The 22,796-nt window shown below is 45.9% G+C and carries 13 protein-coding genes and 1 tRNA gene; 2 read left to right on the top strand and 12 right to left on the bottom strand.

Translation table 11 applies throughout. The features are described from left to right. Positions 1 to 95: 95 nt before the first annotated feature. From KQI22_RS04230 to KQI22_RS04240, 3 genes are all read right to left on the bottom strand, one after another. The gene (locus KQI22_RS04230; protein WP_216550842.1) at positions 96 to 1,058 is read right to left on the bottom strand and encodes an Rpn family recombination-promoting nuclease/putative transposase; all 963 of its coding nucleotides are present in this window, start codon (positions 1,056 to 1,058) and stop codon (positions 96 to 98) included. 329 nt (positions 1,059 to 1,387) lie between these two features. Beyond that, positions 1,388 to 5,473 carry an efflux RND transporter permease subunit gene (locus KQI22_RS04235; protein ID WP_216550843.1) on the bottom strand — a complete coding sequence of 1,362 codons (4,086 nt, stop codon included), beginning with the start codon at positions 5,471 to 5,473 and terminating at the stop codon, positions 1,388 to 1,390. 317 nt (positions 5,474 to 5,790) lie between these two features. Then, positions 5,791 to 6,225 (bottom strand): hypothetical protein, encoded by a 435-nt coding sequence (locus tag KQI22_RS04240; protein ID WP_216550844.1) that lies wholly within the window; start codon positions 6,223 to 6,225, stop codon positions 5,791 to 5,793. A 194-nt stretch (positions 6,226 to 6,419) separates the two neighbouring features. Between KQI22_RS04240 and KQI22_RS04245 the strand changes: the two genes are divergently transcribed. Beyond that, positions 6,420 to 6,491 (top strand) — tRNA-Glu (locus KQI22_RS04245). A gap of 60 nt (positions 6,492 to 6,551) precedes the next feature. Here KQI22_RS04245 and KQI22_RS04250 read toward each other — a convergent pair. The 3 genes from KQI22_RS04250 to KQI22_RS04260 are packed head-to-tail and all read right to left on the bottom strand — an operon-like array spanning position 6,552 to position 12,412. Then, positions 6,552 to 8,042 (bottom strand): UDP-glucose--hexose-1-phosphate uridylyltransferase, encoded by a 1,491-nt coding sequence (locus KQI22_RS04250; RefSeq protein WP_216550845.1) that lies wholly within the window; start codon positions 8,040 to 8,042, stop codon positions 6,552 to 6,554. A gap of 31 nt (positions 8,043 to 8,073) precedes the next feature. Continuing rightward, a complete protein-coding gene (locus tag KQI22_RS04255; protein ID WP_216550846.1) occupies positions 8,074 to 9,357 on the bottom strand; it encodes a galactokinase in 1,284 nt (427 codons plus the stop codon). Positions 9,358 to 9,361: 4 nt separating this feature from the next. Further along, complete coding sequence (locus KQI22_RS04260; protein WP_216550847.1) at positions 9,362 to 12,412, bottom strand: glycoside hydrolase family 2 TIM barrel-domain containing protein; 3,051 nt, start codon at positions 12,410 to 12,412, stop codon at positions 9,362 to 9,364. A 221-nt stretch (positions 12,413 to 12,633) separates the two neighbouring features. On the opposite strand from KQI22_RS04260, the gene KQI22_RS04265 reads away from it, so the two are divergent. After that, the gene (locus tag KQI22_RS04265; RefSeq protein ID WP_216550848.1) at positions 12,634 to 13,503 is read left to right on the top strand and encodes a helix-turn-helix transcriptional regulator; all 870 of its coding nucleotides are present in this window, start codon (positions 12,634 to 12,636) and stop codon (positions 13,501 to 13,503) included. A gap of 46 nt (positions 13,504 to 13,549) precedes the next feature. On the opposite strand, the gene KQI22_RS04270 is transcribed toward KQI22_RS04265, so the two are convergent. The 6 genes from KQI22_RS04270 to KQI22_RS04295 all read right to left on the bottom strand — a co-directional run bounded on the left by KQI22_RS04270 (position 13,550) and on the right by KQI22_RS04295 (position 22,796). Further along, positions 13,550 to 13,753: a hypothetical protein gene (locus KQI22_RS04270; RefSeq protein ID WP_216550849.1), complete on the bottom strand. Its 204-nt coding sequence runs from the start codon at positions 13,751 to 13,753 to the stop codon at positions 13,550 to 13,552. Positions 13,754 to 13,974: 221 nt separating this feature from the next. Further along, positions 13,975 to 18,564: a PolC-type DNA polymerase III gene (locus KQI22_RS04275; RefSeq protein WP_216550850.1), complete on the bottom strand. Its 4,590-nt coding sequence runs from the start codon at positions 18,562 to 18,564 to the stop codon at positions 13,975 to 13,977. Continuing rightward, the gene (ispG, locus tag KQI22_RS04280) at positions 18,564 to 19,622 is read right to left on the bottom strand and encodes a flavodoxin-dependent (E)-4-hydroxy-3-methylbut-2-enyl-diphosphate synthase (protein WP_216550851.1); all 1,059 of its coding nucleotides are present in this window, start codon (positions 19,620 to 19,622) and stop codon (positions 18,564 to 18,566) included. Before ispG ends, KQI22_RS04275 begins: the two co-directional genes overlap by 1 nt. A 35-nt stretch (positions 19,623 to 19,657) precedes the next feature. After that, positions 19,658 to 20,782: an RIP metalloprotease RseP gene (gene rseP / locus KQI22_RS04285; protein WP_216550852.1), complete on the bottom strand. Its 1,125-nt coding sequence runs from the start codon at positions 20,780 to 20,782 to the stop codon at positions 19,658 to 19,660. A gap of 3 nt (positions 20,783 to 20,785) precedes the next feature. Further along, on the bottom strand, positions 20,786 to 21,931 hold the full coding sequence (dxr, locus tag KQI22_RS04290; RefSeq protein WP_216550853.1) for a 1-deoxy-D-xylulose-5-phosphate reductoisomerase: 1,146 nt from the start codon (positions 21,929 to 21,931) through the stop codon (positions 20,786 to 20,788). 37 nt (positions 21,932 to 21,968) lie between these two features. Then, positions 21,969 to 22,796 (bottom strand): phosphatidate cytidylyltransferase, encoded by an 828-nt coding sequence (locus KQI22_RS04295; protein ID WP_216550854.1) that lies wholly within the window; start codon positions 22,794 to 22,796, stop codon positions 21,969 to 21,971.

The following is a 22,796-nucleotide window of genomic DNA, read 5'->3' on the forward strand; positions in this document are numbered from 1 at the left end:
TTCTAGTAAAATCATATCATCTTTATGCAGTATAGCACTCTGTTTCCCTGTTTGCAAGGTTTTTTCACAATTTCTTTTGGTTTGGCAATTTGAAATTACATTTTGCAAAAACTCAAGCTCTTCTGGTTTTCTTTTAAATCATCTCTATTGATTCCGATTTGTTTGCATGCTTCTTCTTCGGATATATGTTGGCTTTCTGCAAGTAATTTTACAGACTTTTTCAATAATTCCTTTTGATTTTCTATCACCACATTGCTTTCCTCAAGCGCAAGCCTTGCTTCTTCCAGCCTCTTCTGGGTTCCTCGCTCATGATTGTAGTAGTCCTGCCTTGCACGGCATTTTTCTTTTACGATCTCATCCTGATTGTAAACATATAATGCCTCAGTGGCTTCCTGTAATTCCTGATTTCTTTCTGCCATCTGCCTCAGCTCCTCCCACGTTTTCGCTTTAAAAACTTGTGTCCAATACACCAGTCCCGTATCTACATCTTCTTGTGTTGCCAATTCTATTTGTGTTAAGTCTACCACATACAGATTAAATTTTGTAGTATATACATGGTGATTTTTCAGGTTCATCATCCGGTATTTTGCAAAAAATTCCGGATATTCCGGGAAAAGCGTATAGTTTAAAAATCCGATATGATATACCGGTTTGACATTGATGTATTCATCTCCTTTTGCAACATTGTCATAGCTTCTGGCAAGATAGGATAATGACCTTTCCGGCCAGTCTTTCAGATCAAGCACCTGCATTTCCAAATTGATGATCGTATTATTGTTGAGAAGTACATGGATATCCAGAATAAACGTTTTGTCATCAATCGCTTCCCTAGGTTCAATTGGATTTTGCACAACAATATCTTGCACATCTCCAGCATCCAGCTTCAGGCAAGCACATACAATAGAACGTAATACATTCTTATGCTTTTGCAAGATTACCCGAAACATATAATCATTCAAAAATGTGTATGGGATTGTTCCTGTTGCTTTTTTGAGTGCCTCCGATACCCCTTCCATTTTCAGTGCATCTGAAATAACTGCCTTTTCTTTTTGTGACATATAGTCCTCCTTATGTAATTGATAGAATGATGATTGAAAATCAGGGCGAAATGCCCTTTTAAGATGAGCCGAAGCTCTGAGATAATCGCCGCCTGAAAGGCAACGGTGAATATGGTTATGATAGCAGAGGAAAACCCTGTAGTCAACTGTACAAATACAGAAATTAAAACACTATGGAAATGCAGAAATTAAAACAGAAACAGCATATAGCAATCAATAGTGTAGGCAAAGGCAGCCAAACGTGATAGCGGCTATATACTGTTCCTGTTTTTGTATCAATAACTTTCATCCAAGTCTTGGTCAGGTCCTCTTTTATGCCTGATCACATTTTACTCTGCGGATTCCTCCATCAGATTGCTTTCATCGCCCAAATCCACCTTTTTGAGCTCCCTTCTGAAGAAGATATCATACATGACCGGTACGATAAAGAGTGTCATCAGCGTTGCATAGGCAAGTCCGCCGATGGAAACGATGACCATTCCCCGGCTCATGACTGCGGAAGCATCTCTGGAGAGCGCCATAGTCATCATGGCGAGGATCGTCGTCAATGCTGTCATCAGGATCGGGCGCATACGCGTCTTTCCTGTTTCTACCAGTGCCTCTCGTTTTTCCATGCCATCCAGTCGCAACTGATTTACATAATCCACGAATACGATACCGTTGTTTACGACGACACCGGCAAGGATCAAGAATCCCATCATGGCGATCATGGAAAGTTCCTCTCCTGTCAGCATCAGTCCAAGGAAACCGCCTGTAAATGCCAGTGGGATCGTAAAGAGCACGATAAACGGAGACAACAGGCTCTGGAACTGTGCTACCATGATCAGATAGATAAAGATGATCGCCAGTGTGATCATCAGAAGCATATCATGCATCATGCTCATGACCTGTGTACTCTCGCCTGCGATCTCGATCCGGTAACCTTCCGGTGTCTTATAATCATTCAGTTTATCTTCTACCGTTCTGGATAACAGCGTTGTATTATAACCTTCCATCGTATCTGCGGTAACGGAAATATAACGCTCCTGATTTTCGCGGTTGATGCTGGATACGCTTGCGCCCTCGGAAACTTTTGCAAATTCGGACAGCTTATGCTCTTCCGTCACAGACTTGCCGTCTTCATCCTGCGTCGTTGTTTCAAAGGTATATGCCATCAGGTTATCTTCCGTCAGTTTTTCCGTATCGTCCACGATCGTCACCTGATAGGTCTCGTCAGCCGTGGTCAGTGTTGTCGCATCCTTGCTGTCTGTCAGTTTGCCGGACAGTTCGCTGTAGATCTGTGCCACCGTCAGTCCAAGGCGCATTGCCTTATCCTTGTCAACGGTAATGACAAGCTGTCTGTCCCCGTCACTTTGTCCGTTTTCGATATTTTCAAAGCCTTCTATAGAAGAAAGCAGCTCCTTCATATCTTCGCTGACCGAAAGCAGTGTATCCAGATCATCGCCGTAAATATTCAGTGTCAGACCGTCTCCCGTCAGTGCGGACATATCCATATTGGAGGTTGCAACGCTGTATTCGACCTGTGGATATGCTTCCATCATCTTTTCCAGCTTCTTTGCCACCTTGGTGTTATTTTTCCCTGTCTCATCATCGAGCAGCAGGAAGAAGGTAAAATCCTTATTACTGCCGGAACTCAGCAGCATATCGCCGCTTCCGCCGCCGGACATAATGCCGACTGTTTCAATGCCCTGTACGGCCTGCATCTGCTCCATCAGTTCGTCTGCCACCGCATAGCCTTCCGTTACTTTCATTTCATCAGGCATATTGACGGTCATGCTCATCTGGCTGCCCCCCATCTCAGGCATCATGATCATACCGGTTGACAGCACACGCACGACGCAGAGCACAAGCAATGCGATTGCAATCGCCAACGGTACGATCTTTACTTTCAGGCAGAACCGAAGCACTTTATCATATACCTTTAATACTTTATCAAACAATCTGTGTGACTTTTCTTTCGTATTTTTCAAAAGTACCACGCTCATGCTCGGCACTACGGTCAGTGCCACAATCAGACTGGCAATCAGGCTGTACGCAATGGTCAGTGCCATATCCGTAAACAGTTCTCTGGTCAGACCTGTGGTAAAGACGATCGGCAGGAAAACGCAGATCGTCGTCAGCGTAGATGCTGCGATCGCGCCCGCTACCTGATTGGCTCCCATAACCGCCGCCCGCGCTGCGCTGATCCCTTTATTGCGCAGTCTGTATATATTCTCGATCACGACGATCGAGTTATCTACCAGCATACCGACACCGAGTGCCAGACCGGATAAGGAGATCATATTCAATGTAATATTCGTAAAATACATCAGCACAACCGCAAAGAGCACACTCATCGGAATACTGAATGCCACTACAACCGTCGGCTTGTAATCTTTTAAGAAAATTGCCAGGACAACGATCGCCAGGAGCGCACCCCAGATCAGGTTGGACAATACGGAATTGATGATCAGCTTGATATAATCTCCCTGATCCATCAGTGGAGTGATACGCAGCCCGTCATACTTCTCTTCCAGCTCCTTGATGGCTTTATTACATGCCTTTGATACATCGGAAGTACCTGCGGTGCTTGCCTTGGAAATACTTAAGATCACACCGTCATTTCCGTTGATCTTTGCGTAGTTGTCGTCCGCATTATCAATGACTGTCACGTCCGCCACATCACTGATCCTGACATCTCCTACTTTGTCTACCTTGCAGAGTACCATATCTTCCACTTCATCGATTGCGGAAAATTCATCCCCTACCTTGACAAGCACCTGTGACTCGTCTTCATTTTTGATATAGCCTGCAGGCATATTGAAATTCTGGGCAGATAAAAGCTGTGACAGGGTATCCATCGTCAGAAGAGCATCCAGATTGGCACTTTCCATCGCCTGCTCCCTGCTGTCATCCAGCTGGTCCTGTGCATCCTCCATCTGCTTTTCGCCATCTTCAATAGAAGTCATGCCACTTGCCATCTGCGCCGTATATGCACCAAAAGAAGCTGCTGCCGTGATCTTGCCTGCCTCTACATCCACATAGGCATCTTCTGCCTGCTGGATCGATGCATCCACCTTATCCTTGACCGCCTCCGCAGCCTTGATCTCAATTGCCAGATTGGCAAGCTCTGTATCAATCTGCGGAATCCTGACTTCTACAATATCATACAGCTTCTGCAGATTTGCCTTGGTCATCTGCTTTGCCGCATCGCTGTTTCCCTGACTTTCCAGCAGCTTTTTAAATGCCTTCAGCTTATCCGGATTGTCCAGCGCGTCCTTTACGTTCTCCGGAATCTGCGCTGCCTGCTCCGCGATCTGCTGCTCTGTCATTTCTTTTGCCGTATCCTGCGCCGTCTGTTCGATCGCCGCAGCAGCATCTCCCAGCATTGCCAGATAGGTATCTACATTTGTTGCATCGATCGTATCGGTGATACCTGCCTGCGCCACCGCCTGCTGTACAGCCGCGATCTTTACCTGTGTGTAGATCTGCGTATAAACAGCCTGATAGGTTTCCTCCGATGTCAGTGTCTCTTTTGCGGTCTGAAATCCTGCATTGATCTGATCATAGCTTTCGACAACCTTATTTTCCACATAGGCCTTCCGCTCTGTCTTCAGGGCTGTTTCATCTGCCTGCAGCCCGACAAGCTGTGCACCATATGCAGCCTTTGTCGCCATTGCCTCGTCCAGCATCTTACTGTATTCTGCCAGTTCTTTTGTCTTATCCATCTGCTCTGTCTGCAGCTTTTCCTGATTGCTCTTCAGCTCAGCTTTTGCATCCTTCAGCTTTTTCTTTGCATCGTCAAGCTCTGCCTGCGCATCATCCAGCCTGTCTACCGCGATCCCCAGGATCTGGTTGTTGACTTTTTCAATCTTCTTCTCATTTAAACGGATCTCGACTGTCTTTTCCACAAGTCCGGTCTCTGTCACACTGGCAACACCGCTCTGCCTCTCCAGATAAGGGGTTACCGTTTCTTCCGTGAACTTTGTCAGCTCATAGATATCCATTCCACTGTAATCGACTGCCGCATACATGGTCGCCATCATATCCGGTGAAATTTCCAGAAGGGACGGCGTTCCTGCCATATCCGGAAGCTCGATCTGGTCGATCTGACTTGAAAGCTTTACCATGGCACTGTCCATATTGGTCTCTTCCGCAAATTCCAGTGTGATCATACTGTAATTTTCATTGGAAACACTCGTGACATTCTCGACGCCATTGACTGTACCGAGTGCAGACTCGAGCACTTCCGTTACATCGCTTTCCACTTTTTCGGGTGATGCGCCCGGATAGGTTGTGATCACAAGTATGTACGGGAGAGAAATACTCGGCAACAGATCTGTCGTCATCTTGGTGAAGCTGACGATACCGAGTACAAGCAGCATAACGACTGCGACCAGTACGGTGAACGGTTTTTTGACACTGAATTTTGACATGTTTGGTTCTCCTGTGTTTAGATTATATTTCATACTACATACTCGAAAATCCTGCCGCTTACGCGCCAGATATGCTGCTTTGCAGCATGTCTGATTTTACATAAAGATAACTATTCAGAACCACATTCGCAAAATCGCATCTTTCGATGCTTCCATTTGCTCATGTGGTTACTTCGCCCTATAAATATCACATAATATTCTCACGAATACGAGCATTCGCCGCATATTATGTGATATTTACACGGCTCTGAATAGTTCCCATAAAATAAGAAATGGGCAAAACCCATTTCTTATCGATTTTCTTTCTCATTTTGTTTTCAGATATCACCGGCTGTTTTGATAAACAATTCATCTTCAACCGATTTTTTCTTTTCGCTTTCCTTCGGTGCATATTTTCCTTTTGGCTTGGAAATGATCTCATGCTTTCCTTCCGCCGCCTTGCCATCCTCGATCTGCTTGGCTACTTCATCATAGAACTCAAGTGCCACGATCTCATCATAGCCCATGTAGAAATCTGCATTTCTGGAATCGCCTTTACTGATCTGTCCACTATAATCGTAAGTCACATCTGTATGCTTACGGATTCCGACATAGGTATCTTCAATCTTGATAAACTTAACCGAAGTACGTGTGGTACGATTACCTTCGATCTCCAGCTCCTGGCTGAGCTTGATACCACTGCTTAAGATGACACTGATCAGTTTAGAATCGATATTATCTACTACAATCTGATTAAATACTTCTTTCTTCATACCTATACCCTCTCACACGTTAATGGATAACCCCAAGAATTACTTTATTTTATCATGTCAATCCCGCTTCGTAAACTACTTTTTTGCGGGATTTTATCTCTTTTCCAAAAATATTTTCAACTTTTTGAAAAAAATGCTTGCAATTCCATTTGATTTATAATACTATAGTCAAGGACGTTTTGAAAACGCCTTATGGCTAATTGGTCAAGCGGTTAAGACGCCGCCCTCTCACGGCGGAATCAGGGGTTCGATTCCCCTATTAGCTGTTAACTGTTTTTATAACAGCCCAACCCGGAAATCCCGTAAGCGATGCTTACGGGATTTTTTTATAGCTTCTCCAAAAACCTATGGAAAGCAGCTCTGCCCTCCGGTGTTCTTTTATACACACCTGCACATTCCAGCACTTTTACAAACACGTTTCCAATCTCTTTTTGCACAATCGCGTGAATAGTTTCTTCCGTAATCTCATATTTTGCTATCCACTGCTCCGCCCATTGTGCATGTACTGCTGTCAGTTCACTTTCTTTCAGATCCTCTTTTGCCAGTATCCTGCGTTCCAGCTCCGCCATTTCTTTTTGCAATCTGGCAGGCAGAACCGCCAGTCCCATAACTTCGATCAGCCCGATATTCTCCTTTTTGATTGCATGATATTGCGCATGTGGGTGAAAAACGCCCATCGGGAAGTCTTCCGTAGTGATGTTATTGCGCAGTACTAGATCCAGTTCATAAAGCTGTCCCCGCCTTCTGGCGATCGGTGTGATCGTGTTATGCTGCACGCCTTCTGTTTCACTAAATATAAATGCATTCTGATCTGTATATTTCCGCCAGACCGTTAGGATCCGATCCGCCGCCTGCACAAGAGAATCCGCTTTTTCCGCCTGCAGCCGGATCACAGACATCGGCCATTTCAGAATTCCCGCATGGACATCCGGAAACGCCTTGAGCTGCCATGTAAATTCATACGCCGCCTTTGCCATTGCAAATGGATACCTGCCGCCTTGAAAATGATCGTGACTTAAAATAGAACCACCGACGATCGGCAGATCTGCATTAGATCCTGCTGTGTAATGTGGAAACTGTCGTACAAAATCCAGCAACTTTGCAAAGACTGCTCTGTCGATCTTCATCGGTACATGTCTGTCGTTCAGAATGATACAATGCTCCCTGTAATATACATAAGGAGAATACTGCAGATAATAGGTTTCGCTACATAAATTGACCGGAATGATCCTGTGATTCTGTCTTGCCGGATGTGCTATCTGCCCTGCATAGCCTTCATTCTCCTTACACAAAAGGCAGCACGGATATCCGGCATGTACCATCCTGCCTGCCCTTGCGATCTCTTCCGGATCCTTTTCCGGTTTTGACAGATTGATCGTAATATCCATTGGTCCGTATTCTGTATCCACTACCCATTTTTCATCCTTTTCAATCCTGTCCTTACGAATATAATTGGTTGCCTGACTGAAACGGTAATATGCATCTGTTGCTTTTTCCGGAGATATACTATACAGTCTCCAGAACTGTTTTCGTACAACGGATGGCGGTGGCGTAAGCAGCCCCATGATTTTTGTATCAATCAGGTCTTTCTGTGTGATTGTATCTGTCTGCCATATTCCCATCTGCCTGCCATATTCTGTCATATCCTCCAGTATATGAGAAATCTTCCGCGGCAGCTTCCTTTCAGCCGGTACGGTATATTCTGTCAGTCCAAATAATGCCAGCAGTTGATTTGTCACATAGATCTCATCTGCCGGATCAACCAGTCCGTTCTGTAAGCCATAAGTAACAAGTTCGCCGATCCATTCCTGAATCATTATCTTTTCCCTCCTATATTCGGTTATCTGTTCACAACTCCGCTGTCACACATATGCCGCCATATTGCCGGATTTTCAGCACATTGCAGGCACCTTCTCCGAATACCTGCTCCATCCTTTTCCGGTAGCCGGCAACAACCTCATTTTTCACAAATGCCTGGATCGTGCCCGCAAATCCGCCGCCATGCACCCTGCAGACTCCGTTCTCTCCCAGGAAGTCCTCACTGACAGCAAGTGCAAGAGCTACATTCTGATGCTGCGTATCCTGTGTATATACATTTTGCAGATATTTATAGGAAGAATTGCCGGATGCCTTTACCAGTTCCAGAAATTTTCTTAAGTCTCCTTCCCGCAGTGCTTTTACTTCCTGTCCGACTCTCTCATTTTCCCGGATAAAATGAAATGCTCTCAGAACAGCTCTGTCACCGGCCTTTTCCCGCAGCGCGCCAATATTCTCAAGCAATTTTTCCTGTGTCAGCCCAAGCAGAACCTCCTGTCCGAAAAACCTTGCCACACATTTCATTTCCGCCGGAATTGCTGCATAATCTGCCGTCAGATCAGCATGAGAACCCTTTGTATCTGTAATGCACAGACTATACCCATATCTGTTCAGGTCAAAATCGAGTTTTTCCACGATCGGTCTTTCCGGCTCTGCAAAATCCACATGCACCAGATTCCCGACCGAACACGCCATCTGGTCCATCAGTCCGCACGGTTTTCCAAAATAAACATTTTCCGCATATTGTCCGATCATTGCGATCTCTTCTGCCGGAATACGCATCTCATTATAAAGACCGGATAAAATATTACCGAGCAGAGTTTCATATGCCGCGGAAGAAGAAAGCCCTGCGCCCACCAGCACCTCACTTGTGATATATGCCTGGAATCCGCCTGTCCGGTAGCCATATCTGACCATTCCCGCTAAAACGCCCCGGATCAGAGAAATTGTTGTTCCCTTTTCTGCCTCCCGCATTTGCAGATCATCTGCCATGAATGTCAGAAGCGGATATCCGTCAGAACAGACGGTTGCCTTATGATCACTCGTTTTCTGCACAATTCCGATCGCGTCCAGATTGATGGAAGCGGCAAGGATTTCACCATGCTGATGATCTGTATGATTTCCGCCGATCTCACTTCTGCCCGGTGCACTGTAGATCTCGATCTCTCCTTCTCCAAACAGTTCTCTGTATGTTTCCAATGCCCTGATATAACGCATTTTCTGTGTCTCCAGCTTACTGTCATCCACGTAAAGTTCCTGTAGTCTGCTATCATAAGCGCCACATTTGATCTGTCCTATCATAGCTTCTGTTGTCATATGCTCACTCCTTTTTGTCTTTCTTTTCAAATGGAACGATTGTAAAACCAAATGCAAATTCCGTTTCTGAAAAGCTGTATTTCTCCAGTACCTCCGGACCGCAGCTGCCAGACCCGATGCCATGCTGGGCATGATCGATACAAAGCACCGTGCTGTCACTTTCCGTCAGTTCATAATTGTGTGCAGCCCGCTCCAGCTCCTCCTGTGTATATACGGATGCCTGAAAGGAAAATGGTTGTTCACTGGTAACCGTCAGACCATGTGCTGCATTTGTTACTTCCACATAATCACAGTCATAATGACTGCCGTTTTCCTGCGGTCTGCCATAATCCTCGTGCAGTTCTTCTACTCCTGCATGGTAAATACCATGACTGGCTGCTCTGTGTTTATCGCTGTAGCTTTCCTGTGGTCCCATGCCAAAATACGTAACCTCCCGGAATGTCCTGTCCAGAAACAGCCTGATCCCAAACCTTGGCAGAACCGGAAACTCCGCATCCTTTTCCGCCTTGATCGCAGCTGTCAGCTTCCCTGTCTCATCAATATTCCATATCAGTTCTACATCCATGATCTTCTGCATTGCATCCGCTACCACTGCAATATGCTCCATCAGCAGTACCCCATGTTCATTTCGGATTACTTCAACGGAATAGGCTCTTGTATATGCCCGGTCATACCCTGCCTTTTTCCATTCCTGCTTTATCAGTCCGTCATTATCCGTTGGTGCTCTCCATATGGAAAGTTCCATCGGATGGTTCAGATAATGACTGTCCGCAAACAAAAGCGATTCAAATAATCCCGTTCTTTTATTCAGACAGTACCGGAAATGCTCTGCCTGCAAAATAACCTGTGCATCTGTTTCCGACACCGTGATCCTGCCCGTTCTTTCCTTTCGTTCCAGCCATTCCAAGGTCTTCTGATTTCTTTCATCCGGATTTGTCAGTCTGATCTCATCAAAGCCCAGCAGATGACCGGGTTCTACTAGGGGCAGTTCTTTTTTTAGCCTGTACATGAGTTTCAGAAAAATCCGTCCCGTCTGGGGCACAGGAAGTTTCAGTTTAATGGCCGCATCACTATGTGGCAGGATCGAAGCAGCCGGTAATTTCCCGGTCTCTATCAGTTGCCCGTCCCTTGTCAGCTCATAAGAGATCTCTGCATATGCTCCCAGATCGTCAAAGTCCATATAATTATGAAGCAGCAGTTCTCCGCTCTCCTGGTCGTAAGAAAGCACTCTTGCCGGTCGATATACGTTCCAGTATTCCAAAAGTCCGGTATGTGGTGTGCGATCCGGATAGACAAGACCGTCCATACAGAAATTTCCGTCATGCAGTCTTTCTCCGTGATCGCCACCATACAGATATCTTTTTTTGCCGTTCTTTGCCGTTCCCTGTGCAACCGCATGATCACTCCATTCCCAGACAAAGCCGCCACACATTCTGTCGTCCTTCTGGATCATCTGAAAATAATCTTCCAGATCTCCCGGCCCGTTTCCCATGCTGTGACAATATTCCACCAGCAAAAACGGTTTTCTGCCGTCCTGTTCCAGATACTCTTTTATCTCCTGCAAAGATGGATACATCCTGCTGTACAGATCCAGATTTTCATAATGATAGGTTACCGCATAATTGCGATAACGCGCACTTTCATACTGTGTCAGACGTTGCGGATCATTCTGCTTTGTCCACGCCAGTGCCTTTTCAAAATTACAGCCATAAGCACTCTCATTTCCCACTGACCACATGATAATGCAAAAACGGTTTTTATCTCTTTGTACCATCTGCTGCACACGGTCCATAATTGCAGCTTCCCAGACCGGATCATCCGCGATTTTTTCATTCCAGCGGCTGCATCTGTTCTGCTCCGTATCATCCTTTCGATACAGCATATAAGGACCATGTGCTTCCAGATCTGCTTCATCGATCACTAGAAATCCATATCTGTCACACATCTGATAAAAATAAGGAACGCTTGGATAATGACTGGACCGGATCGCATTGAAATTATGCTGCTTCATCAGTGTCAGATCTTTTTTGATCTGTTCTACGCTGGTGACGTATCCTGTTTCCGGATCCGTATCATGATGATTGACACCGCGCAGTTTGATCTTTTGTCCGTTGCAATACACAACCGCATCTTTGATCGCAATCGTCCGAAATCCGATCCTGTCCACGATCACCTCATCCTCTGTCTGCAGGATCACCTTATACAGATACGGATTCTCCGTATTCCATAAGATCGGATGCAGCACAACCAGTTCGAGCTCCCCATCCTGCTCCGGCTTTCCTTTGGCTACAACCGTTCCATTTGCATCTTCTATCCGAATTACAGTTTCTGCCGGCATATCATACTGAAGCTCCAGCTTTACAACAGCACTGTCTCTTCCCACATCTGTTGTGATACGATAATCCCTGATTGCCTTTTCCGGACGCTTTAACAGATACACATCCCGAAAAATACCACTCATACGGAATTTGTCCTGATCTTCCAGATAGGAGCCGTCGCACCATTTCAGTACCAGAACCGCCAGTGTGTTTTCTCCTTCCTGCAGATAGGAAGTTACCTCAAACTCACTGGTTGCATGAGACACCTGACTGTAGCCGACATATCTGCCGTTCAGCCAGACATAAAAGCAACTGTCCACACCTTCAAAATTCAAAAAAGCTTTTGGTGCCTTTTCATCCTTCTGATACCAAAATGAATGGATATAAGCACCGCAAGGATCATCCTGCGGCACATAGGGCGGATCAAACGGAAACGGATATCGGATATTTGTATATTGATGCCGGTCATATCCTGCCATCTGCCACATACCCGGAACCGTTATCTTTTCGAACGCCGTTCTGTCATATCCCGGTGCATAAAAAGGCTCCGTCACCTCATAAATACTTTTATAATACCTAAAATCCCATGTACCGTTCAGCAGTTGAAACCGATCCGATCTTTCTCTGTGTTCTATCAGATCATCTCTTCTGACAGACGCCGGTATAAAATAGGCTCTTGCCGGCATTGTGTGCTCATGCAGGATCTGCGGGTTTTCATAAAAATGTGGCACGATCATTCCTTTTTCTCCTTTTATATACATTTTTTCCTGTCCTGATTTGTCTCTTATTTATCAGCTACTCCCAGCAGTTGTCCGGGTATATAGTCGCTTTCCTATTTCTTATACAGATATCATATAATTATTTTCCTTACATGTACATAAACAGAAATGGACATAATATGCACAAAATGATACTATAAGTTATAAATCATTTATCATTGTTTTTCAGGAGGCACTCCATGTACATCAATTCCGGTTATAAAGATCACTCTGTTCGTGATTTCAAAGATAAAAGCAGACCTCTGATCGTGGGAAGCTGCGGTACCTATCGGCTGATCTCCCATCCACGCCTGCCAACCTATCGCCCCAGAGGACGTCTGGATTTTCAAATGATCTATATTGCTTCCGGACAGGCACACTTTCATTTTGGTTCTCCGGAAAACGAGACGATCGTTACTGCAGGACATGTTGTATTATTTCGTCCGAAAGAATTTCAAAAATATGAATACTATGGTACAGACAAAACAGAAGTTTACTGGATCCACTTTACCGGAAATGATGTCCGAAATATACTGCGGCAATATGGTTTTTCAGACCAGCAGAATGTATTTGGTGTAGGAACTTCTCTGGAATATGAGGAGATCTTCAAAAAGATCATTTTGGAATTGCAGCGCTGCCCCATGCAGTATGAAGAAATGCTGACGTTTTTACTGCACCAGTTATTGATCCTCTTTCAACGGAAAATGACCAAAAAGAAGGTGATGAAAAACGAATATTTAGACCGTGAAATGAAGTTTGCTACAGCTTACTTCAGTGAACAGTATAACCGGGATATCCATATTGAGGAATATGCCCGTTCCAAAGGGATGAGTGTAAGCTGGTTTATCCGCAATTTCAGGAAATACACAGGTACGACACCCATGCAGTATATTACCTCCATCCGGATCACCAATGCACAGATGCTTTTGGAAACAACAGGCTATTCCATCAATGAGATCGCACGGATCGTTGGGTATGACAATCCACTGTATTTCAGCCGTCTGTTCCATAAACAGAAGGGCTGCTCACCTTCTGTTTACCGGAAACAAAGCAGGCAGATTTCTTACTGAAGGTAAGAAATCTGCCTGCTTTTTGTGAATCTTTATTCCATCAAAATTATATGAATTTTTTCACATACTCCTCTGTCCGATCCAGATCTTCTGCAATTTCAGCGATAGTTTTGCCTTTTTGCAGCCATTTGGTAATTAATGTTTTATCTCTGTTTTGTTCTCCTTCGACTCTTCCAAGTTGCATTCCCTCACTTCTGCCAATCTTTCTCCCCTGCTCATATTTCTGATCCATTTTCATTTCGATTGTCATATAATTCTCCCTCCAATCGTCACAGTTTATTCGCGAAACCACTTCTTCGAACTATTGTAATACCACGAATTGCTACGTGCTCCGCACTCCCGCAATTCTCTCAGACATTCGCATATCGCGAAGCTTACGCTCCGCTTTTATGCTCATGTCTGAGCGGGTCATCATACCATATAGCCACTCCTGTGCAAGCACATCGTGGCGAATGGTCTGTGCCCCTGGTATTACATGAAGTCAAATAAGCTCAACTGGTTTGACTGTGGCAGGCTGCCAAGCAGGCCCAGCTCGCTCATTTTATCGATAACGTTCTGCGGTGCTTTGCTGCGGCTTCGCAGGTCATCCCTGGATAAGAACGGGCCATCCTTTGCCGCTTCCATCATGGCTTCTGCGGCTTTATCTCCCATACCGTCGATACTGCCGAGGGATGGCATGATCTTGCCGTCGATGATCTGGAACAATCTCGAATGTGCCTTATAAATATCGATTGGCATAAACTCAAAGCCACGCGCATACATTTCCTGCACGATACGCAGATCACGGATGGAATCCTGTTCCTTCTTGGAAAGCTCGTCTTTTCTTCTGTTGTAATCCGCCAGCACGGCTTCCAGATGCTCCTTGCCCTGACACATCAGTTCATAGGAGAAGCAGTCCGCTCTGATGCTGTAAAATGCCGCATAATAGGCAAGCGGATAGTTTACCTTACAATAGGCGATACGCCATGCCATCATAACATAGGCAGCAGCATGTGCTTTCGGGAACATGTACTTGATCTTTTTGCACGACCAGATATACCAGTCCGGTACATTATGCTCTTTCATGGTCGCAATCCATTCATCCTTCAGACCTTTTCCCTTTCGGACGCTTTCCATGATCGTAAAGGAAAGTCCTGCCTCAACGCCCATCTGCATCAGATAGATCATGATATCATCACGCGTACAGATTGCCGTCGAAATAGTCGCCTTGCCTTCCTCGATCAGCGTCTGGGCATTACCCAGCCATACGTCTGTACCATGGGAAAGCCCTGCAATACGGACAAGATCAGAAAACGAGGTCGGCTGTGTATCAATTAACATCTGCATGGCAAAATCGGTACCGAACTCCGGGATACCGAGTGATCCCAGCTTACAGCCTAAAATATCCTCCGGCTTGACACCAAGTGCATCTGTATTCTGGAACAGGCTCATAACATCCTTATCATCCAGTGGGATCTTGGTCGGATCGATCCCTGTCAGATCCTGCAGCATACGGATCATGGTCGGATCATCGTGTCCGAGAATATCCAGCTTTAACAGGTTGTGGTCGATCTTATGGTAATCAAAATGTGTGGTTACGATATCTGTTGTCATATCATTTGCCGGATGCTGTACGGGCGTAAAGGAGTTGATCTCCTCGCCCAGCGGCAGTACAACGATACCGCCCGGATGTTGTCCTGTTGAACGTCTGACACCGGTACAGCCTTCTGCAATTCGTTCGATCTCGCAGCGGCGTTTATGGATGCCACGCTCCTCATAATATTTCATCACATATCCATATGCCGTCTTTTCCGCCAGCGTACCGATCGTTCCGGCGCGGAATGTCTGTCCGTAACCGAAAATAACTTCCGTATATTTATGCGCCTTACTCTGGTATTCGCCGGAGAAATTCAGATCGATATCCGGCTCCTTATCTCCTTTAAATCCAAGGAATGTTTCAAACGGGATATCAAAACCGTCTTTGACCAGCTTTTCACCGCAGTTCGGGCAGATCTTATCCGGCATATCACATCCTGCCTTACCGGCATATGCCTTAACCTCCGGCGAATCAAAATCATAATAATGGCATTTCTTACAATAATAATGCGGGCTTAAAGAATTAACCTCTGTGATTCCCGCCATGTTGGCAACGAAGGACGAACCTACGGAACCACGGGATCCAACCAGATATCCATCTTCTACAGACTTCCATACCAGTTTCTGCGCAATGATATACATAACGGCAAATCCGTTGGAAATAATGGAATGCAGTTCCTTTTCCAGACGCTTTTCTACAATGTCCGGCAATACCTCACCATAGATCTCATGCGCTCTCCGGTAACAGATATCCGTCAGCGTCTGGTCACTGTTTTCAATGACTGGCGGACACTTATCCGGTCTGACCGGATCGATGGAATCCACCATATCTGCGATCAGGTTTGTGTTATCAATGACTACCTCCCGCGCTTTATCACTGCCTAAATATTCAAACTCCGCCAACATTTCTTCCGTGGTACGCAGATATAACGGAGCCTGGGAATCCGCATCCTTGAAACCGTTTCCCGCCATGATGATACGGCGGTATACCTCATCCTCCGGATCCAGAAAATGCACGTCACACGTCGCACAGACCGGCTTGTGGAACTCCTCTCCCAGATCGCAGATCTTCTTATTGATCTCCTGAATATCTTCTATGGAATGAATGTTTTCATGATCTGACTTATCGGAATCGATCATAAATGCATTATTGCCGTTTGGCTGAATTTCCAAATAATCATAGAAATTCACGATATCGGCGATCTCCGCCTGTGGTGCCCCACGCAGCAAGGCTCTGTACAGCTCTCCCGCTTCACAGGCACTACCAAGGATCAGACCCTCTCTGTTTTCAAGGATCAGGCTCTTTGGTACTTTCGGCCGTCTGTTAAAATACTGCAGATGGGAAGCTGAAATGAGCTTATATAAGTTGACACGTCCCACATCGTTTTTTGCCAGTACAATGGCATGATAGGATGGTGTTTTCCGAACATAATCCGCACTTGTCCTGCCCAGTTCATTGACCTCATCCAGATCATGTGCGCCTCTTTCCAAAAGCATCGGAATAAATTTCTCAAAGATTTCAGCCGTTGCCTCCGCATCATCTACCGCACGATGATGATTTTCCAGTGATACACCGACCGTCTTTGCCACATGATCCAGTGTGAATTTCGCAAGCTGTGGCAACAGTACACGTGCCATGGCAAGCGTATCTACATGTGTATATTCATAGGGCAGATTCAGTTTTCTTGCATTTTCCTTAATAAATCCCGTATCAAAAGAAGCATTATGCGCTACCAGCACACAGCCTTCGCAAAAGGCAAAAAACTCCGGCAATACCTGGTCGATCGTCGGTGCATCCATAACATCTGCATCCGTGATCGTTGTCAGCTTGGTGATTCGGTACGGGATCGGCTCCTGTGGATTTACATAAGTCGAAAAGCGATCTACGATCTTTCCATTTTCCACCTTTACCGCACCGATCTCGATAATGTGGTTCGTCACACTTGAAAAACCGGTTGTTTCAATATCAAATACGACAAAAGAATCCATCAGGGATTGTCCCTTTGGATTGACGACAATATTTTTCAGATCATCTACCAGATAGATCTCACAGCCGCAGATCACCTTAAAGAAATCCTGTCTGTCAAGCTGCTTTCCTTCTTTTTCCGCTTCTGCTTTTGCACCCTTATACAGATCCTGCCAGGTATGGAATACATCCGCAAGTGCCTGTACCACGCCATGATCTGTGATCGCGATCGCCGGATGTCCCCATTTATATGCCCGTTTTACAATATCGATAACATCGGAAACACCGTCCATATCGCTCATTTTCGTATGGCAGTGCAGCTCTACACGCTTCTTTGCACTGTGATCCATTCTTGTCACGGTAAAGTCCTTTGTCTTTTGCAGACTCTTGATGGAAATCGTCAGATCCTTATCAAAGCTGTCCATTGCACAAAGGCCTCTGACAAGCAGAAAGGCTCCCTTTTTAACACCTTCCCGGATATTCGGAAGTTCTTCATTCGGACAGAACATCTTGCATTTCATCGTATCCGTAAAGTCTGTGATAAAAAAGCTGACGATCGTCTTTTCATTACGGATCTCACGTTCTTCTACGCTAAGTACTTTTCCGCGGATCGTAATTTCGCCCATTTCATCCAGGATCTGATCCATCGGAACGATCTCACCTTCCACGTCATAGCCATATAATACATCCGGGTTGTCCGAACGCTTGCCCTGTCTGCGGAAGCTCTTGAACTCTTTTTTGCCTTCCTTTTTAAATTCCTTTTTCGGCGACTGTGCAGGCTCTGCTTTCTGAACCGGCTGCTGCTTTTGCGGCTGTTCTGCGGGCTTTGCTTCTGCCCCCTGCACAGGAGCTGCGACATGATCAAAGTCATTTCCGTCCACACCGCTCATATCCACGTATTCACTGTCACTTGTCTGTGAAATGGCTGCACGGTTTCCCGCGATTTCCGCAATCCTGCGTGCAATCTTGATATCATCCTCTTCCCGGTATTTACTTTCCTTCGGTTCTTCATATGCAACTTCAAAGAAAGCCCGTACCCCGCATCTCTCACAGACGATCTTATCCAGGATCTGCAAAAGCTCTCCGCTTTTCTGATGATACAACGGAATATCTTCCAGCGTCAGAACGACTTTATCATCTGCTTCAAAGGACAGCTCTGCGGACTTTAACATGCTGTGCAGCATCGGACTGTATTCCTTCAGTTCCAGCAGCATACTGTTTTTATACGCACCAAAAACAGCCGGCGCATCATACTGCGCAGACAGATGAAAGGTTTCATAAAGCTTGACCGCAGGTCCCTCTTTTCCGCCTTCTAAGGATGAAAAAAGCTGCTTATGCAGCTCTTTTTCAACTTTATAAATGTATTCTTTTTCTATAATGTTGTCACAACTTATGTAAACCTTCAGCAGATCTCTTGCTCTTGTTGTCACAACTCTGTCGACTCTGACATCTTCCATATAGACTTTACAGTCCCCTTCCAGATGCAGTGTCGGAAAAACTTCCATAAATGAATGACTCATTATGCATTTCCCCAATTCAACAATTCTTCCCGAAGTGTATTTAATAACTGTTCTTCCGGTACTTTTCTGATCACTTCGCCTTTTTTGATCAGAAGTCCTTCCCCTTTACCACCGGCAATACCGATGTCAGCTTCTTTTGCTTCTCCAGGTCCGTTTACAACGCAGCCCATAACAGCCACCTTCAGGTCAAGCGGAATATCTGCCACCATCTGTTCCACTGCATTTGCAAGGCCGATCAGATCAATATTCGTTCTGCCGCAGGTCGGGCAGGATACGACTTCAATACCGCCCTTTCTCAGTCCCAATGTCCGTAAGATCAGCTTGGCGGATTTCACTTCTTCCACCGGATCTCCTGTCAGGGAAACGCGGATCGTATCACCAATGCCTTCATGCAGCAAAATACCAAGCCCGATCGAAGATTTGATATTGCCGCTCATGATCGTACCGGATTCCGTGATACCGACATGCAGCGGATAATTGGTTTCTTTTACGAGCTTTTCATGCGCAGCCACACACATCAGGACATCAGAAGATTTGATACTGATCACCAGATTGTCATATCCAAGATCTTCTATGATATGCACCTTATCCAGCGCACTTTCTACAATGCCTTCTGCTGTTACACCATGGTATTTTTCTACCAGATCTTTTTCCAGAGAACCGCTGTTTACACCGACACGGATTGGGATATTTCGCTCCTTTGCCACTTCCACAACAGCTTTCACTCTGTCAATGCTTCCGATATTGCCCGGATTGATACGGATCTTATCTGCTCCGTTTTCCATGGCTGCGATCGCCATCTTGTAATCAAAATGGATATCTGCCACAAGCGGGATATGGATCTGTTTTTTGATCTCACTGATCGCTTTTGCAGCTTCCTCGGTCGGAACCGTACAGCGGATGATCTCGCAGCCTGCCTGTTCCAGTCTGTGGATCTGTGCTACCGTCGCCGCAACGTCCTCTGTATGTGTATTTGTCATGGACTGGATCAGCACCGGATTCCCGCCACCGATCACTCTGTCTCCAATATGCACTACTTTTGTATGATCACGATACATAATTATCCTCTTTTCATTTCTATCTGTATGATACATTAAAAGATCTTCGTCAGATCATTATACAGTACAAATACCATTAAAAGCATCAGGCACGCCATACCGATCATATGCACCAGACCTTCTTTTTCCGGCGGAACCGGCTTGCCTCTGACTGCCTCTACCAAAAGAAATACCAGTCTGCCGCCATCCAGCGCCGGGAACGGTAACAGATTCAGCACGCCTAAGTTGGCACTCAGCAGAATTGCAAAATTCAGCATATTCAACCAGATATAATAAATACCGTCCGGCTTTGACTGGTCGTAAATCTGTGTCACAGTCTGCGCCATACCGACAGGCCCGGACACATCATCCTTTGAAACCTGCCCCTGGATCAGAAGTTCCAGGCTCTTGACCGTTGTATTGATCCAGTAGCCCACTTCATACAGGCTGTATTTTACAGTCCCGAAAATACCGAATTTCTGATAAGAACCTACGCCATATAAGCCCATATAATAACGTCCTGCCGATTCGTCGTAAATCGGCTTTATCACGGTATCATACTGCTTGCCGTCTCTTTCATAAGTGACTGCGATATCTTCTCCTTTATTCAGCATGGAGGCAAGACTGATCTCTCGATACAGATGGATCTTTTTGCCGTTCATGGAAAGGATCCTGTCTCCGTCCTGCATACCTGCAAGCTGCGCTGCGCCGCCATCCGAAACCTGCTGGACAACCGGCAGATCGGTTCCGTAGCTGCCAACAATGATCGTGGACATCAGAAACGCCAGAATAAAATTAAATACCGGTCCTGCCAGAACAGTGGCAATCCTTGCAAACACAGGGGCATCCGGAAATGCACCCGGCTTCTTCTTGCTGCCAAGCTCTGTATTGGCTACCGCCTGCTGCACATCCTGCAGCGGATCTGCCTTTGCGTCTTCTGCTTCCTTTTTTTCGGTATCACGTTCTATGCCATCCTCACCCTCAAAAATACAGGCACCGCCAAGCGGCAGTAAACGGATCGCATATTTGGTACCGCCCTTTTTTACAGAAAAAATACAAGGTCCCATACCGACTGTAAATTCCACAACCGAAATTCCATTTGCTTTTGCAATGATAAAATGTCCGAATTCATGCGCAATGACAACTACGCCGAAAATGACAAAAAACAGGACAATGCCCAATCTTTAACACCTGCTTTCAATATAGTCATAGCATGCAGCTTCCGCCTCTAAGATCTGCTCCACCGTCGGATCTGCGATCACCCGATGGTTCTGCATACATGCACCGATCAGCTCCGCAATATCCAGAAAGCCGATCTTATCCTGTAAGAAGAGACTGACTGCCTTTTCATTTGCTGCATTAAATACCGTCGGCATACTGCCTCCTGCCCGGAATGCCTCATACGCCAGCTTCAGTCCCGTGAACACTTCCATATCAGGCTCTTCAAATGTAATTCTGCCCAACTTGAAGAAATCTATGTTGTTTTCCTGCATCGGTCTTCTGTCAGGATAAAAAAGTGCATACTGGATCGGCAGTTTCATATCCGGTACACCAAGCTGTGCGATCACTGCGCCATCCACATACTCTACCATAGAATGTATGATACTCTGTGGTTGTACTACTACAGTTATTTTTTCCGGCGGTACGTGAAATAACCAGCCCGCTTCCATAACTTCCAGTCCTTTGTTGACCATTGTCGCGGAATCGATCGTGATCTTGCGTCCCATCGTCCAGTTCGGATGCTTTAGGGCATCTGCTGCTTTTACATTAATAAGCTGTTCTTTTGTAAACCCGCGGAAAGGCCCGCCTGATGCAGTCAGAAGGATCTGTCTGATCTTATCCTTCGGTTCTCCGTTTAAAGACTGGAAAATCGCACTGTGTTCACTGTCAACCGGTAAGATCTTTACACCATGCTTCTTTGCAAGCGGCATAATGATATGTCCCGCCGTCACAAGCGTTTCTTTATTGGCAAGTGCGATATCCTTGCCTGCTTCGATCGCTGCGATCGTCGGACGGATTCCGATCATTCCCACGATCGCGGTGAGTACGACATCCGCCTCGGGCAGAACCGAAATGGCAAGCAGACCATCCATGCCCGTCAGTACCTGCACCTGCAGATCACTGACACGCTGCTTTAAGTCCTTTGCCGCCTCTTCCGACCACATAACCGCATAAGAGGGCGAAAATTCACGGATCTGCTGCTCCATCTTTTCCACACTGCTGCCTGCTGCCAGTGCAACCACATGCAGATCTTCTTTATAGCTGCGTACCACATCCAGTGTCTGTGTTCCGATCGAACCTGTGGAACCCAGCAAAACGATATTTTTCATCTTTCTGCTCCTTTTATCAGCTTCCTCCGGATCACACCTACAGCTCCAGAAGAATGATACATAAGTAATAGATCAGCGGTGCTGTTACGATCACGCTGTCAAAACGATCCATAATGCCGCCATGTCCCGGAATCAGCTTGCCATAATCCTTGATGTTATGATCACGCTTGATACCGGAAGCTGCCAGATCACCGAGCTGGCTTAAGACTGCTCCGACACCTGAGATCAGCGGAAATGCCCAGATCGCATCGTCCGAAATAGCTGTCACGCCCGCCTTCTGCAGTCCCCACGCATATAAAAAGCCGATCAGCGCAGCACCTGCCACACCACCGACCGCACCTTCTATTGATTTTTTCGGGCTCAGAACCGGTGCCAGCTTATGTTTTCCCAAAAGCTTACCGAACGCATACGCACACGTATCACAGCCCCAGGAAGCAGAAAAGATCAGCCATACCAAGAAGATGCCGTGTGTCAGATTTCTGGTCATATAAATATAGGACAGAAGCACCGGACAATACAGGAAGGAAAATCCCGCCGACATGACCTGCTGCGCATGGAACTTCGGGAATGTCAGGACATACACAAGCATCATGCCCATGATCGTCAGAATGATCGCAAGCATGGCATATGTATCCGAATCCGACAGATACCGCACAATATAATACGCCACGATACCAAGATATCCGACGATCTCGATACCGGACGGCTTTTTCTCTTCTTTTCGTACATTCGTTGCTTTCACAAGCTCTGAAAATCCGACAAGTGAAATAAAAAGAGTCAGGGCATACAAAACGATGCCCCCGTTACTCATTGCAAATGCCAGAATGATCAGAAGCAGTATTCCACTGATCAGCCTTGTCAGCAT

Source organism: Kineothrix sp. MSJ-39 (assembly GCF_018917935.1).
In the GTDB taxonomy this organism is placed as follows: domain Bacteria; phylum Bacillota; class Clostridia; order Lachnospirales; family Lachnospiraceae; genus CAG-194.